Here is a 14,887-nt window from a genome sequence, read left to right as displayed (position 1 = left end):
AAATTATCATTTTAATATTTATACTCATTGATAAATGCTAAAATTTAAAATCACTAAGAATATTGGTGATATTGCTATAATTTAAATTTTATTCTAGGGTTAAAATTTGTTATGTATAAGTTTTGTTTTCCTGCTCTGCAACTCTAATAAAGGTGGTGCATTTTGTAAGCTCTTTTAATCGTGCTGCACCTACATAAGTACAGGTACTTCGAATACCACCCAAAATATCTTGCAAGGTTTTTTCAACTTTACCACGATATGGTACTTCTACGGTTTTGCCCTCGCTAGCACGATATTCTGCAACGCCACCAACGTGTTTATCCATAGCCGTTTCAGAACTCATGCCATAAAATTTTTTGTGTTTTTCGCCATTTCGCTCAATAGTTTCTCCACCGCTTTCATCATGTCCTGCAAGCATACCACCTAGCATAACAAAATCTGCTCCGGCACCAAAAGCTTTCGCGATATCTCCTGGAATAGCGCATCCGCCATCACTAATAATTTGACCGCCTAATCCATGAGCGGCATCTGCACATTCTATTATAGCAGATAACTGGGGGTAACCTACGCCTGTTTTAACACGTGTTGTACATACCGAACCTGGACCAATACCTACTTTTACAATATCGGCGCCAGAGAGTAATAACTCTTCTACCATTTCGCCAGTAACTACATTACCTGCAATGATAACTTTATCTGGGTATGTGCTACGTGTTTGCTTAACAAAATCTGTAAAATATTCCGAATAGCCATTGGCAACATCAATACAAATAAATTTAAGTTGCGGGTGTTTAGTAATGATTTGAGATAGCTTATCGGCATCATGTTCACCAATTCCGGTACTAACAGCAATATAATCTTCAATGCCTGCTGGTGCGCTTTTTAAAAAGCCGTCCCATTCTTCTAAACTATAATGTTTATGAATGGCCGAAAAAAGTTTGTTTTTAGATAGCGTTTTTGCCATTTCAAATGTGCCAACGGTATCCATATTAGCAGCTATAATTGGTATGCCTTTCCATGTTGTTTGGCTGTGAAGAAATTTAAACTCGCGTTTTAGGTTAACTTGAGAACGGCTTTTAAGTGTTGAACGTTTTGGGCGAATCATGACATCTTTAAACCCTAATTTTATTTCGTGTTCTATGCGCATTAAACAACTGTTTTTTTATTAATTGATTAAAGCTTAAATTTAAGTAAATTAGTAATAATTAAACCAAATAATTCTAAATAATACTCTTGTTATTTACTATAATTATAGATAAGTTTGTTAAAAGCTCAAATTAATGAAAGGTTTCCCTAAATGTATTAAACGGATAAAAATGAAGAAGCAATTGTCTTTTTTCATATTTATATCTATTGCCGCTATTTTACTTTTAGGTTATTTTTATTTAGAAAAGAAAATTTATGATCAAAGTGCGGCTGTATTTTTATTTGTGTTAGCTATAATGCAAGTTTTTGTTTTACAGTATTTTTTAAAGAATCAACTTAAAAATGTTGTAATAGAAAAAAACCTTAGAATTAGGGTAAAGGAATTAAAAGAAAGTTTAGACTACGCAGATGAAATTGCAAACCAGAAATCTATTTATTTAGCAAATATGATTTATGAAGTGCGTACCCCACTAAATACTGTTTTAGGTATGTTAAATATGTTAAGACAAACAGAACTTAATAGTGATCAAACGGCTCAGGTTGAAATTGCAGAATACTCTTCGAAACACCTATTACAGTTAGTAAATATGGTGTCTAGTAACCAAGAGGTAAGTGAAAAGGACTTAGAGCTTAATTTACAAACAACGGATCTTAAAACAGATTTATCTCAGCTTTTTAAAATTCTGGAGTATCAGGCGTGGGAAAAGGGATTGGAATTTGAATATAAATTTATATCTGAAGAAAAAGGGAAGTTTTTAGTTTTAGCTGATTCTAAAAGGATTCAACAAGTATTAGTAAATTTAATAAATAATGCTATAAAATTTACTAATGCAGGTAAAATATCAGTAATCGTAGACCAATCGGTAGGTATAGATAATGATCAAATTATTACATTTTATATTAAAGATACGGGTATAGGCATGAAGGAGGAAGACGTTAAACACGTTTTTAATAATTTTGATGGAGTTTATGCAAATAAAATTAAGAAAGATTATAGAGGCGGTGGTATGGGTTTATCAATATCACATAAGTTAGTTGATTTTATGGGCGGCGAGCTTAAATTAGAAAGTAAAGAAAATGAAGGCTCTACTTATTATTTTAGCCTTCAACTTAAAAAAACATTAAATGTTAAAAAAGTTGAAGAAACAAGCAAACCGTTACTTGCTACAAAATTTAATGTACTTATTGCCGAGGATAATAGAATGAACCAAAAGGTAATTAAATTTCTTTTAGAAAAGCAAGGTGCAGATTGTACTTTTGCTAAAAATGGCTTAGAAGCTGTAGAACTTTATAAAATACTAGATTTCGATATGATTTTTATGGATATTTATATGCCAGATATGGATGGGTACCAGGCAACAAAACTTATAAAAGAGACCGATAAATACTATATAAATAAAACGCCAATTATTGGTGTGTCTGCAAGTGCGTTTGAAAGGGATATTGAAAAGGCAAAACTAGCAGGTATCGATGATTTTTTACCAAAGCCAATAGACGTTTTAAAACTTAAAGACTTGTTAGAAAAGTTTGCGAGTATCCATTATTAATTTTTTTTATTTTACGGCAATTATACTAATTTCTACATTTACACTTTTAGGTAATCTTGCCACTTCTACAGTTTCTCTTGCTGGTGCATTGGCCTCATCAAAATAACTACCGTAAACGGCGTTTATTGTTGTAAAATTATCCATGTTACTTATAAAAATAGAAGATTTTATAACGTTTTTAAACGTCATGTCTGCGGCTTCTAAAACGGCTTTTAAATTTTGCATAACTTGCTTAGTTTCGTCTTCTATAGAGTCAAGCACTAATGCATTTGTTTCTGGGTTTATTGCAATTTGTCCAGAAGTATATAAGGTGTTTCCTGTTAGGATAGCTTGATTATAAGGACCTATAGGAGCGGGGGCATTTTTTGTTGTAATAATGGTTTTCATAATAGTATAATTTTTAATAATCTGAAAAAAAACGAATTCTTGGTTTACGTCTTTTAGTCTATTAATTAGATGAACCTAAACGGGGTTATAATTGAATATCCGGTTGTCTACGTTTTTCGTACTTAAGATCGCTTAAAATACTAGATTTTATACCTATAAAGAAATTCCAAGAGCTATTGGCACTAAAAGGAATCCAACTAAAGTTCATTCTCCAACTTAATAAATCACGTTCAAAACGGAGTTGCGTATAGGTGAAACCGGCATTTTTTAAATCGTAACCCGAAGATCCACCCACAGACCATTTTGATGATAAATCTATATCTCCAGAAAACATTAGTGCATGGGACGATATTTCATTTTGTCTAGCGCTATTGGAGTAATTTACAGCATAAGCCACTCTAAAACTCCATGGTATTTTAAAATTATAGAACTCACTAGGCTTTTCTTCCTTTTCACCTCTTTTTTCTTGTATTTGTTGATTAGAAAAATCTTGTGATACTCCAAATAAGTCGTCTGCTCTACCTCCCCTTTGCCTATTTTCTTCTGAATTATCGTTTTTATCTTTACTATTGCCGTCTTTACTAGAAAAAGACCAACTAGCGTTCATGTTGGCGCTTGTTAATCGAAACAAACTACCACCATTGTCAATATTATAAGTGTCTATTCTTGTGTTATTATTATCTAAAGCATATGGGTCTAACGTAGCTCCAAAATTAATACTCATTTTATTTTTAAACAACTGTGTTCCTCCACTTACCCTAACTGGACTCCATTTTAATGAGTCGCCAGCAAAATTATAAGAGGTAGAAAAGTTTAAGTTATTAAAAATAATTATTTTTTTATCTTCTGTAGCTGTACTGTCTTTGTCTTTAACCTTAGCTTCAAGGTTATTAGAAACTGTTATTCCCATAGAACTGGAAAAGGTTTTATTGGGTGTGCCAAATATACTTTCTTCGAAACGAGTAAAATCTACATCACTAGTTGTTAAGCCATCGGCACTAACTACTTCATAGGTGTCATAATACTGGTCGAAAGCAGGGTTAATGTTATAGCTAATGGATGGCCTAATAACATGCCTTATAGCTTTAATTTTACGATCTTTTCCTTCTTTTTCAAAATTAAACATACCATAAACTGTTGTTCCTAAACTTGTACTAAAATTATATGTTCTAAAAGCATCAAAACCACTTATAGTTTCAGTTATGGTTTCTCGTTCAACGGTGTCAAAAGTTTTACTTACGGTTTTAAAAGTCCAAACCTCATTAAAGCTGCTACTAGCACTAGCACTAAAATATTTAAAAAGTTTAAAATTTGTAGATATTGGAATTGAGTGCTGAAAACCAATTTTGGCATCATCAAACATTTCTTTTTTAAAGAACAACGAGTCTGTTGTAGAAATCCTATTCTCGCCACGGATATTATATTGTAAATTTATATTTTGAATTATACCCTTTTTTGATCCGTTTTTTGAGGCAAAAGGGTAAACTCTACCAACGCTTCCTTGAAAGGTTGGAAGCGTCATGTTAATTTCTTCTGTATTTGTGTTTTGTGAATGTGTAGCTGTTAAGCTATAATTAACCTGTGGTTCACCTTGAAATGTTTTGGAATAGGAAACAGATGAAGACAGGGTGTTATTTAAAAAATTTGCAGCGTTTATTTGATTAAGGGATTGCTGATAGTAATTACTACTTCCTAAGTTTACAGAAGCTGAAAAACGTGAATTAGGGTTGGCCTTTGAATCCTGACTATGCGACCACCTCAAATTATAAATAGTACTTGTTGCATAGTCTGAAAAACCACGTTCACTTGTTATTAAATGTTCATAGCTAAACCCAACATTTCCACTGTATTTATAGCGCTTCTTATACTTGTTTTCTAAACGTATACCATAACTTCCATTAGTGTAGTAATCCCCTAAAATTGCTAAATCTACATAATCATTTATAGCAAAATAGTATCCTCCGTTTTGTAAAAAATATCCTCTGGTATTTTGTTCTCCAAAAGTTGGGATTATCACGCCAGATGTTTGTGTTTCACTTTGCGGAAAAAAGCCAAAAGGTAAACCTAAAGGTGTAGGAACATCGTAAATAAATAGGTTTGCCAAACCAGTTACAATTTTTTTACCTGGTACAATTTTAGCTTTTCTTAATTTTAAGTAATACTCGGGATCTTCTAAATTACTAGCTGTTGTATATTTTGCGTCTTTAATGAAATAAACAGAGTCGTTCTCTTTTTTAGTAATTTCGGATATAACAGTACCTTCTCCTTGTTCTGTTTTAGAGTTGTAAATTAAAGCCTTTTGGGTTTCTGTATTAAATACGATAGAGTCGGGCTCTACTACATTACTACCTTGAGTAAAAACTGGTTTTTGACTATAGGTTCCAGTAGAATCTGTAATTCCTACAGCATAAACCGTATTGGTATTATAGTCTATGGTTATACTTCCAGCGGTTATATTCATGTCGCCATAGTCTATTTTGGCTTCATTATATAAGTATAGTTTTTGTTTTTTATTACTAAAAGTAGTGTAATCTTTAGCGTGATACTTAACTATGTTTTCTAACAACTCCTTTTTAGGTTTTATAGAATCTGAGGTAATGGTATCCTTAATTTTCTCAGAAGTATTTAAAACATCAAGACTGTCAACACTAGTAACTAAACTATCTTTAACAGTTGCGTTAATGCTTTTTCCTTTTTTAGGGATATCTTGAGAAAAGCTTAACGTGTTGATAAACACAGTAAAACTAAGTGCAAAAAGTATTTTAAAGTTGTTTGTATGCAACGCTTTTAAATGTATTTTTGTAAAAGTATGGCTCGGTTTTTGAAAAGTCAAAATTACATATATTTTTTTGTGATTGATTTAATAATCAACTAAAAATTTAAAATTAAAATAACCCCACTTTTTTAGCCGTTAAAATCAAATACATAGTTCATTCTATTTAGGCATTATTAAAAGATGCTTTGTACAGATTTAAACAGCAAACGATTTAAAATAGTATTCATCCAATGAAAACGAACAAGTTATTAATTTTCGTATCTTTTATCTTAGTATTAACATTATCTTCATTTATAGCAAGCGACTTGCAAACGGCCAAAAATAAATTTGTGGTGGTGCTAGACGCTGGCCATGGAGGTAAAGATCCTGGTAATTTAGGAAATGGTTACAAGGAAAAAGATATTGCTTTAAAAACTGTTTTAGCCGTTGGTAAAGAGTTAGAAAAGCATCCAGATATAAAGGTAGTTTACACTCGTAAAACAGATGTTTTTATCGATTTATTTGTAAGAGGTAAAATAGCAAATAAAGAAAAGGCTGATTTATTTGTTTCTATTCATTGCGATTCGCATACATCGCAAGCCTACGGAGCTGGTACTTTTGTTTTAGGAACACACCGTAACAAAACCAATTTTGAAGTCGCTAAAAAAGAAAACTCTGTAATTTTTATGGAAGACGACTACGAAAAAAACTATGCGGGGTTCGATCCTAACTCACCAGAATCGGTTATGAGTATTTTGTTAAGCCAAGAAGAGTATTTAGACCAAAGTATACAATTGGCAAGCTTAATTCAAAAAAAGTTTACTAGTCAATTAAACAGAAAAGACAGAAAGGTAAAACAAGCTGGTTTTATAGTTTTACACCAAACAGTAATGCCTAGTGTGCTGGTAGAACTGGGTTTTTTAACTAACAAAATCGAAGGCGCTTATTTAAATTCTAGTAAAGGACAAACTCAAATGGCAAATGCTATAAAAGAAGCCATTTTGCAGTATAAAGAAAGTCTAGAAACCAATGTTAGCCATTATCAAATTGGCGAAAATAATGTATCTATAACCCCAAGTAATGCTTCTAATTTAGTTTTTAAGGTACAAATAGCAGCCAGTTCAAAAGCTTTAGAAACGAAACCTTATAACTTTAAAGGCTTAAGCAATATCTCTAGAGTAAAGGTAGGCGGTTTATATAAGTACTTTTACGGTAATACTTCTAATTATGAAAATATTAGAGTTTTAGAACGCGAAGCTAAAAGTAATGGTTATAAATCCAGTTTTATTGTCGCTTTTAAAGACGGTAAAAAGATTGCCCTTAGCGAAGCTTTAAAATCGCTACCTAAATAAAGGTATTCTTCTTAAATTTATATTAAATTTGTTTATCTAAAGCATTCTATTTTGAAAATAACAAGAGAAGTAAAAACAGGCGTACTCGTATTATTGGGCATCATATTATTATATTATGGTTTTAATTATTTAAAAGGAAGAGACCTTTTTAACTCGTCGCTTACTTTTTATACAGAGTACGATAATGTTGAAGGTTTAGTACCATCTACACCTGTTACCATTAATGGACTTGCAGTTGGGCAAGTTACTAAAATAGGGTTTAAAGGCGATGGATCAGGGAAACTTCTAATTGAACTTATAGTAGATAGCGATTTTAAATTCTCGAAAAATAGTAAAGCAGAGTTGTATGAAACTGGCTTAATAGGAGGTAAGGCTGTTGCTATAGTGCCTGCATTTGATGGTGCAGAACAAGCTAAAAATGGTGCCGTTTTAAAAGGTTCTATAAAAGCAGGTTTAACCGAGTTGGTAAACCAACGCTTAACGCCATTGCAAGAAAAAATAGAAATTATGATGGTTGGTGCCGATTCCTTGCTTAACAATATAAACGATATTTTCGACGAGAAAACTAAAGCACACCTACAAACAAGTATAGCCGGTTTAAGTTCTACGATAGATTCTTTTAAAAGCACATCTAATTCATTAAATCAATTAATGATAGCTAACGAAGCTAAAATTGATGCGGTATTAACAAATGCAGAGAAAGCAACTAGCGATCTTACTAAAATTTCAGGATCATTATCGCAGTCAGATTTAGGACAAACCGTTAAAAATTTAGAATCTACTTTAGCTAATTTTAATACACTTTTGGCTGATTTAGAACAAGGTAAAGGTACTATGGGTAAATTATTAAAGGATGATCAATTGTATAATAATCTAGAAGGAGCTACTAGCGAATTGGAAGCTCTATTGTTAGATTTTAAATTGCATCCTAACCGCTACACCAGAATTCTTTCTAAAAAAGAAATACCTTACCAAGAACCAGAATCTAACTAAACACTATGGAATATATACCAAACATACTATTTGCAGTAGTACTTTTTTTGGGCATTGGCTTTTTTGCCAAAAATGTTAAAAAGCTAATAAGGAACATTAAATTAGGACAAGATAAAGCGGTTAGCGATAATAAATCGCAACGCTGGAAAAACATGGCTATGATTGCCTTAGGCCAAAGTAAAATGGTACGTCGCCCAATTTCTGGTTTTTTGCATGTTGTAGTCTATATTGGCTTTATCATTATCAATATAGAAGTCTTAGAAATTATTATCGATGGTTTAGCGGGCACACACCGTATTGGTTTAAGTGTGTTACCACAATCGGTTTACGGATTTTTAATAGGAACATTCGAGGTTTTAGCATGCTTAGTTTTTATAGCTGTAATTATATTTTGGCTGCGTAGAAACGTTATTAAAATTGCACGTTTCTGGAAAAGCGAAATGACAAGCTGGCCTAAAAACGATGGTAACTATATTCTGTATTTCGAAATGGTATTAATGTCACTGTTTTTAATCATGAATGCTACCGATGTACAGTTTCAAGCCCTAAACTCGGGTAATGTAATTAGTCAATTTATGGCGCCTTGGTTTTCAGGGCTTTCAGAAGGCACACTGCATTTTATCGAGCGTGGTGCATGGTGGTTGCATATTGTAGGCATACTAGTATTTTTAAACTATTTATACTATTCAAAACATTTACACATATTATTAGCCTTTCCAAATACCTATTACGGTAAATTACAACCTAAAGGACAGTTCAATAACCTAGAGGCGGTAACCAACGAGGTAAAAATGATGATGGATCCAAACGCAGATCCATTTGCAGCTCCTGCCGAAGGTGCCGAAGATGACGTGCCAGCAAAATTTGGAGCTAGCGATGTGCAAGATTTAAACTGGGTACAATTATTAAACGCTTATACCTGTACAGAATGTGGTAGGTGTACTAGCGAATGTCCAGCAAACCTTACCGGTAAAAAATTATCGCCACGAAAAATAATGATGGACACTCGCGACCGTTTAGAGGAAGTCGGTAAAAATATCGATGCCAATAATGGAGAGTTTAAAGACGATGGTAAACAATTACTAGGCGATTACATTACCCACGAAGAGCTTTGGGCATGTACCACCTGTAATGCCTGTGTAGAAGCGTGTCCGGTAAGTATCGACCCGCTGTCTATCATTCTAGAAATGCGTCGCTATTTAGTTATGGAGCAATCTGCAGCACCAGTAGAATTAAATAACATGATGACTAATATCGAGAATAATGGAGCACCTTGGCCATACAATCAAATGGATAGGTTAAACTGGAAAGACGAATAGCTATGACAATTAAAACACCACAAATAAAAATCGTTGTATTCAGTGCCTTGCTACTTTTAGGTGGGCTTGGTTTCGCACAAAATAACGAGCAAGCCCTTAAGGAAGTCAATGATGTCGCCCTAAAAATGTTCACAGACATGAATAATAGGGATTACGATGCAATTATAGACATGACGCATCCAAAAGTATTCGAAATAGCACCCAAAGCATCCATAAAAGAGGTTTTTAAAAGCATGTTCGAGGGTAACGAAGACTTTTCAATAAACATTCCAAAAACAGTACCTAACTATAAATTATCCCAAGTGTATACAAACCAAAAGGATAGTGTTACGTACGTTTTTGTCTCTTACGATATGAAAATGGATATGAGCTTTCATAAACAAGAATTTAACGACGAAGCTAAAACCATGATGAAAACCATGATGGCCGGAAAAGGTATGGATGTTACATTCAAAACTAATAATGCTCTCGAAGTATTCATGAAAGATCGCATCACCATTATCCTAAAAGACAACCACACAAATAACAAATGGGTTATGGTTAATTACGATGCCGATTCCCCGTTATTCTATAACATTGTCCCGGTTAGCCTAATAGAAAGTGCAAAAAACTATAACCAAGAGTTAATGTTATTACGTAAAAAAGAAGACGAATAAAATAATTTGGGCGCCTGCCTGCCGGCAGGCAGGTCTTTTTTTGCCATTTATGGCAGCAAAAAAAGGATGCCGCTGCAATCCCTAACGTAGCAACCAACATTTAATAATAATCCTGCAAAGCGTAAAATCAAAGTAGGTATTAAATAAAACATTATGAGCGAATTACTAAAAGTACCAACAATGGCCGATTTTATGGCAGAAGGAAAACAACCCGAAATATTATTTTGGGTAGGATCTGCAGGTAGTTTTGACGATCGAGCAAAAAAAATAACCAAAGCCTTTGTTAAAATTTTAAACAAAGCCAATGTCGATTTTGCCGTATTAGGAACCGAAGAAAGTTGTACGGGCGATGTTGCAAAACGTGCCGGAAACGAGTTTCTATTCCAAATGCAAGCTGTTACAAACATCGAGGTTTTAAACGCTTACCAAATAAAAAAAATAGTAACCTGCGATCCGCATTCATTTAACTGTTTAAAAAACGAATACCCAAGTTTAGGTGGGCAGTACGAAGTGTTACACCATACGCAATTTATAAATCAACTTATAGCCGCTGGCAGGCTAGAAGGTTTAAACGATACCTATAAAGGTAAACGTATTACGTTTCACGACCCTTGTTATTTAGGTAGAGCCAATAACGAGTACGATGCGCCAAGAGAAGTGTTGCAAAAAACCAAAGCAACCCTTACCGAAATGAAAAGACACAAGCGTACAGCGTTATGTTGTGGTGCTGGAGGAGGCCAAATGTTTAAAGAGCCCGAAAAAGGAGATATGGATATTAATGTACTTCGTACAGAAGGTGCACTAGAAACCAATCCAGATATTATTGCTACTGGATGTCCGTATTGCAATACCATGATGACAGATGGTGTAAAAGCAAAAGAAAAAGAAAGCGAAGTTCAAGTCTTGGACATTGCAGAATTAATTGCAAACGCTCAAGGTTTATAAAAATAAATTCCCGCAAAAGCAGGAATCTAAATTTAATTTTTAGTTAAAATTAAAACCCCCAATAAGTAAATTAAATGCTAGTAGATTTTACAACATTACCAGAAGAATCAAGAGTTTGGATTTACCAAGCCAACCGTTCATTTTCAGAGGCCGAACTTGAAGAAATCCAAGCTAAACTCGATATCTTTATAGAAAATTGGACAGCTCATGGTAGCGATTTACAAGCAGGCTATACCATTAAGTATAAGCGTTTTATTGTGTTAGCTTTAAATCAAGATGTAAACAAAGCTACGGGTTGCTCCATAGATTCGTCGGTGCATTTTATTCAACAATTAGAAAAAGACTATAATGTCGATTTAATGGATAAAATGAATGTGTCTTACAAACAAGGCGAATATGTAGCTCATAAAACACTTTCAGATTTCAGAAAAATGGCAAAGGATAAAGCAGTTTCTAAAAACACCATTGTTTTTAATAACTTAGTTACTAATATTGCAGAGTTTAAGGAAAACTGGGAAGTACCTGCAAGCGAAAGCTGGCACGGGCGTTTTGTTAAATAAGCCTATTATTTAAATTATCAATTTTTTATATTTTAAAAGTTTCTTTTAGTGGGTAAAACTACTATAATCATTTGTCTGTGGCATTTTTTTTAGTATTCAGCTATATTAAAACCATAAGTATTCGAATTAAATAAGCATTACAAAACCAAAAGTCCAAAGTAGAATTATAAAAATTGTTTTTAACTTCTTTATAAATCTATCTTAAAGTCTTTTAATCTTCTTTTTAAATGTATTATTTTGGCATGATTATTAGTGTTTACTAGTATAACTAATAATTTCCCTTAACAAATCTTTTATGCGTCATATCTATATTTCCATAATTACATGTTTATTTGTATTACCTGTAATTGCACAAACTTCAATTAATCCCTTGTTAACTAAAGACGTTGCTGCACAAAAAAAGTGGGTAGATAGCGTGTATGCCTCCATGACATTAAAAGAAAAAGTGGGGCAGTTGTATATGGTTCAGGTAATGTCTAATCAAGATCAAGACACAAAAAATAAAGTGGTGCAAACCATTAAAGACCATCATATTGGCGGTATTATTTATTCCTTAGGTGGACCTAACAGGCAAGCAAGGTTAAATAATGAGTTACAATCACTTTCAAAAATTCCATTACTTATTGGTATGGATGCGGAGTGGGGTTTAAGCATGCGTTTAGATTCTACGTATGCATTTCCATGGAATATGACACTTGGTGCTATAAAAGACAACAAGTTAGTAGAGCAAGCAGGACGACAAATAGGCGAGCATTGTAAACGCTTGGGTGTACATTTTAATTTTGCCCCAGTGGTTGATATTAATACAAACCCTAAAAACCCTATTATAGGTAATAGGTCTTTTGGTGAAGATAGAGACAATGTAACCGAAAAAGCATTAGCCTTTATGAAAGGTATGCAAGATGCTGGTGTTTTAGCAAATGCCAAACATTTTCCTGGACATGGCGATACCGATCAAGATTCCCATAAAACCTTACCAACTATTAGTTTTAATGAAAAACGTATAGATTCCATTGAGCTATATCCGTATAAAAAATTAATTACCGAAGGCTTATCAAGTGTTATGGTGGCGCATTTAAATGTACCAAGTTTAGAAACACGAGAAAATTATCCTTCATCTTTATCAAAACATATTGTAACCGATATTTTAAAGGAACGTTTAGGTTTTAAAGGTCTTATTTATACCGACGCTTTAACCATGAAAGGAGCAGCCGATTTTAGCGAAACAGGAGATATTGATTTGGCGGCTTTTAAAGCAGGAAACGATGTCATGCTTATGTCCGAAAACGTAGGTATTGGTGTTTCTAAAATAATAGAAGCATATAATAAAGGTGACATTACAGAGGCTCGTTTAGCACATTCGGTAAAAAAGATTCTTCAAGCAAAATATAAAGTAGGTCTTCATAATTACGAACCTATTGGGCTTTATAATTTATCGAATGATTTAAACAGGTTGCAGGACGATATTTTATATGAGGAATTACTTGAAAATGCTATTACGGTTGTAAAAAATAAAGCAGACATTTTACCATTACGTCGTTTAGAAACTAAAACTATGGCCTACGTAAAGCTAGGAGACGACTCTGGAGCACCCTTTCTTAATGAATTAAAAAAATACACCAAAGTACACGAAATTCAATCGGATAATTTGTTCTCTTTAATGAATAAATTAAAACCGTATAATACAGTAATAGTAGGGTTTCATAGGTCTAATGATAATCCTTGGAAACCTTATAAGTTTACTAGTAAAGAATTGGTTTGGCTTAACGAAATGGCACAATCTCATACTGTTATTTTAGATGCTTTTGTAAAACCCTACGCGCTTTCTAGCTTAAATACTATCGAAAATATTGAAGGTATTGTAGTAAGCTACCAAAACAGTGAAATTGCGCAGCGTAAATCGGCACAACTAATTTTTGGATCTTTAGCTGCTAAAGGAACATTACCAGTGTCTATTGGAAATTATTTTAAAGCCGGTGAGGGCATACAATATAACGAGCTTAAAAATTTAGGGTATACTATACCAGAGCGTGTTGGTATGAGTTCTAAAAAATTAGCCAAATTAGACTCTTTAGCAAACTACGCTATTAAAGGACAAATGACACCAGGTATTCAATTATTGGTGGCCAGAAAAGGTAAAGTAGTTTACAATAAGAATTTTGGTAAGCATACCTACAGCGAAAAAGAAAAAGTAGAATTCGATAATATTTACGATGTAGCCTCATTAACTAAAATTTTGGCAACACTACCATTATTAATGGAGCTAGAGGAGCAAGGTATTGTAACGCTAGACACTAGATTGTCTACCATTTTACCAGAGTATAAAAACTCTAATAAGGCCAATGTTACTTTAAAAAGTATGTTATCGCATTATGCCCAATTAAGACCTTGGGAGCCTTTTTATTACCATACTTTAGATTCGGTTACAAAACGACCAAGTAAAAAATATTATAGAAAAGTTCGTAGTCCAGAATTTGATGTAGAGGTGACTAAAGATTTGTTTTTAAGAACTGATTATCAGGACTCTTTACCCGAGATAATTAGAAAATCTGAGCTTCTAGAAACTAAAAGATATCGTTATAGCGACTTTCCTTATTACATTTTAAAGAAATTTATTGAATATCATTACGACAGAACATTAGATGAGTTAGTGCAATCGCATTTTTATGAACCTTTGGGAGCAAATCATACCATGTATAATCCGTATCGTAAAGTGAGTAGCAAAAAAATAGTACCTACAGAAATTGATGACTATTACAGATACCAAAAAGTACACGGTTATGTGCACGATATGGGAGCTGCCATGCAAAATGGCGTTGGTGGTCATGCAGGCGTATTTAGTAATGCAAACGATGTGGCTAAGATTATGCAAATGTATTTGCAAAAGGGATATTATGGTGGTAAACGCTATTTAAAACCAGAAACGGTAGATAAGTTTAACACCTGCTATTATTGCCGAAATAATAATAGACGTGGTATTGGTTTCGATAAACCACAATTAGGCGATTCTGGACCAACTTGTGGTTGTGTGTCTATGACGAGCTTCGGGCATTCTGGTTTTACAGGAACTTATGCTTGGGCAGATCCGGAAGAAGAAATTGTTTATGTGTTTTTGGCAAATAGAACCTATCCACATGCGGGTAAAAACTTATTATTAAAGGAGAATATTAGAACAGATATTCAACGTTTAATTTATGAAGCGATAGAAGATTAATAAAAATAATTGA

The 14,887-nt window shown here is 33.4% G+C and carries 11 protein-coding genes; 8 read left to right on the top strand and 3 right to left on the bottom strand.

Annotated features, from left to right (window positions below; all coding sequences use genetic code 11):
- Positions 1 to 109 precede the first annotated feature (109 nt).
- Complete coding sequence (locus BMY96_RS13770; protein WP_092853176.1) at positions 110 to 1,147, bottom strand: GMP reductase; 1,038 nt, start codon at positions 1,145 to 1,147, stop codon at positions 110 to 112.
- Positions 1,148 to 1,316: 169 nt separating this feature from the next.
- On the opposite strand from BMY96_RS13770, the gene BMY96_RS13765 reads away from it, so the two are divergent.
- A complete protein-coding gene (locus BMY96_RS13765; protein WP_175473582.1) occupies positions 1,317 to 2,693 on the top strand; it encodes an ATP-binding protein in 1,377 nt (458 codons plus the stop codon).
- A 6-nt stretch (positions 2,694 to 2,699) separates the two neighbouring features.
- On the opposite strand, the gene BMY96_RS13760 is transcribed toward BMY96_RS13765, so the two are convergent.
- Positions 2,700 to 3,080 carry a Rid family detoxifying hydrolase gene (locus tag BMY96_RS13760; protein ID WP_092853172.1) on the bottom strand — a complete coding sequence of 127 codons (381 nt, stop codon included), beginning with the start codon at positions 3,078 to 3,080 and terminating at the stop codon, positions 2,700 to 2,702.
- Between the two features lie 85 nt (positions 3,081 to 3,165).
- The gene (locus BMY96_RS13755) at positions 3,166 to 5,913 is read right to left on the bottom strand and encodes a putative LPS assembly protein LptD (RefSeq protein WP_092853170.1); all 2,748 of its coding nucleotides are present in this window, start codon (positions 5,911 to 5,913) and stop codon (positions 3,166 to 3,168) included.
- A gap of 173 nt (positions 5,914 to 6,086) precedes the next feature.
- On the opposite strand from BMY96_RS13755, the gene BMY96_RS13750 reads away from it, so the two are divergent.
- The 7 genes from BMY96_RS13750 to BMY96_RS13720 all read left to right on the top strand — a co-directional run bounded on the left by BMY96_RS13750 (position 6,087) and on the right by BMY96_RS13720 (position 14,874).
- A complete protein-coding gene (locus BMY96_RS13750) occupies positions 6,087 to 7,187 on the top strand; it encodes an N-acetylmuramoyl-L-alanine amidase family protein (RefSeq protein WP_092853168.1) in 1,101 nt (366 codons plus the stop codon).
- Between the two features lie 51 nt (positions 7,188 to 7,238).
- Positions 7,239 to 8,180, top strand: coding sequence for an MlaD family protein (locus tag BMY96_RS13745; RefSeq protein ID WP_092853166.1), 942 nt, complete (start codon positions 7,239 to 7,241; stop codon positions 8,178 to 8,180).
- Positions 8,181 to 8,185: 5 nt separating this feature from the next.
- A complete protein-coding gene (locus tag BMY96_RS13740) occupies positions 8,186 to 9,499 on the top strand; it encodes a 4Fe-4S dicluster domain-containing protein (protein ID WP_092853164.1) in 1,314 nt (437 codons plus the stop codon).
- Between the two features lie 2 nt (positions 9,500 to 9,501).
- Complete coding sequence (locus tag BMY96_RS13735) at positions 9,502 to 10,155, top strand: hypothetical protein (RefSeq protein ID WP_092853162.1); 654 nt, start codon at positions 9,502 to 9,504, stop codon at positions 10,153 to 10,155.
- Positions 10,156 to 10,308: 153 nt separating this feature from the next.
- The gene (locus BMY96_RS13730; protein WP_092853160.1) at positions 10,309 to 11,100 is read left to right on the top strand and encodes a (Fe-S)-binding protein; all 792 of its coding nucleotides are present in this window, start codon (positions 10,309 to 10,311) and stop codon (positions 11,098 to 11,100) included.
- Between the two features lie 74 nt (positions 11,101 to 11,174).
- Complete coding sequence (locus BMY96_RS13725) at positions 11,175 to 11,660, top strand: ABC transporter ATPase (RefSeq protein ID WP_092853158.1); 486 nt, start codon at positions 11,175 to 11,177, stop codon at positions 11,658 to 11,660.
- Positions 11,661 to 11,955: 295 nt separating this feature from the next.
- The gene (locus BMY96_RS13720) at positions 11,956 to 14,874 is read left to right on the top strand and encodes a serine hydrolase domain-containing protein (RefSeq protein ID WP_092853156.1); all 2,919 of its coding nucleotides are present in this window, start codon (positions 11,956 to 11,958) and stop codon (positions 14,872 to 14,874) included.
- Positions 14,875 to 14,887 lie beyond the last annotated feature (13 nt).

Source organism: Algibacter pectinivorans, from assembly GCF_900112595.1.
GTDB lineage: Bacteria > Bacteroidota > Bacteroidia > Flavobacteriales > Flavobacteriaceae > Algibacter_B > Algibacter_B pectinivorans.
Note: the sequence above shows the minus strand (reverse complement) of the source record. Positions and strands in the feature narration are given on the sequence as shown.

What these genes read in the sequence shown, in the direction of transcription:
- BMY96_RS13740 (WP_092853164.1), top strand. Translation starts at nt 8,186, where the DNA reads ATGGAATATATACCAAACATACTATTTGCAGTAGTACTTTTTTTGGGC.
- BMY96_RS13735 (WP_092853162.1), top strand. Translation starts at nt 9,502, where the DNA reads ATGACAATTAAAACACCACAAATAAAAATCGTTGTATTCAGTGCCTTG.
- BMY96_RS13770 (WP_092853176.1), bottom strand. Translation starts at nt 1,147, where the DNA reads ATGCGCATAGAACACGAAATAAAATTAGGGTTTAAAGATGTCATGATT.
- BMY96_RS13760 (WP_092853172.1), bottom strand. Translation starts at nt 3,080, where the DNA reads ATGAAAACCATTATTACAACAAAAAATGCCCCCGCTCCTATAGGTCCT.
- BMY96_RS13725 (WP_092853158.1), top strand. Translation starts at nt 11,175, where the DNA reads ATGCTAGTAGATTTTACAACATTACCAGAAGAATCAAGAGTTTGGATT.
- BMY96_RS13720 (WP_092853156.1), top strand. Translation starts at nt 11,956, where the DNA reads ATGCGTCATATCTATATTTCCATAATTACATGTTTATTTGTATTACCT.
- BMY96_RS13765 (WP_175473582.1), top strand. Translation starts at nt 1,317, where the DNA reads ATGAAGAAGCAATTGTCTTTTTTCATATTTATATCTATTGCCGCTATT.
- BMY96_RS13750 (WP_092853168.1), top strand. Translation starts at nt 6,087, where the DNA reads ATGAAAACGAACAAGTTATTAATTTTCGTATCTTTTATCTTAGTATTA.
- BMY96_RS13730 (WP_092853160.1), top strand. Translation starts at nt 10,309, where the DNA reads ATGAGCGAATTACTAAAAGTACCAACAATGGCCGATTTTATGGCAGAA.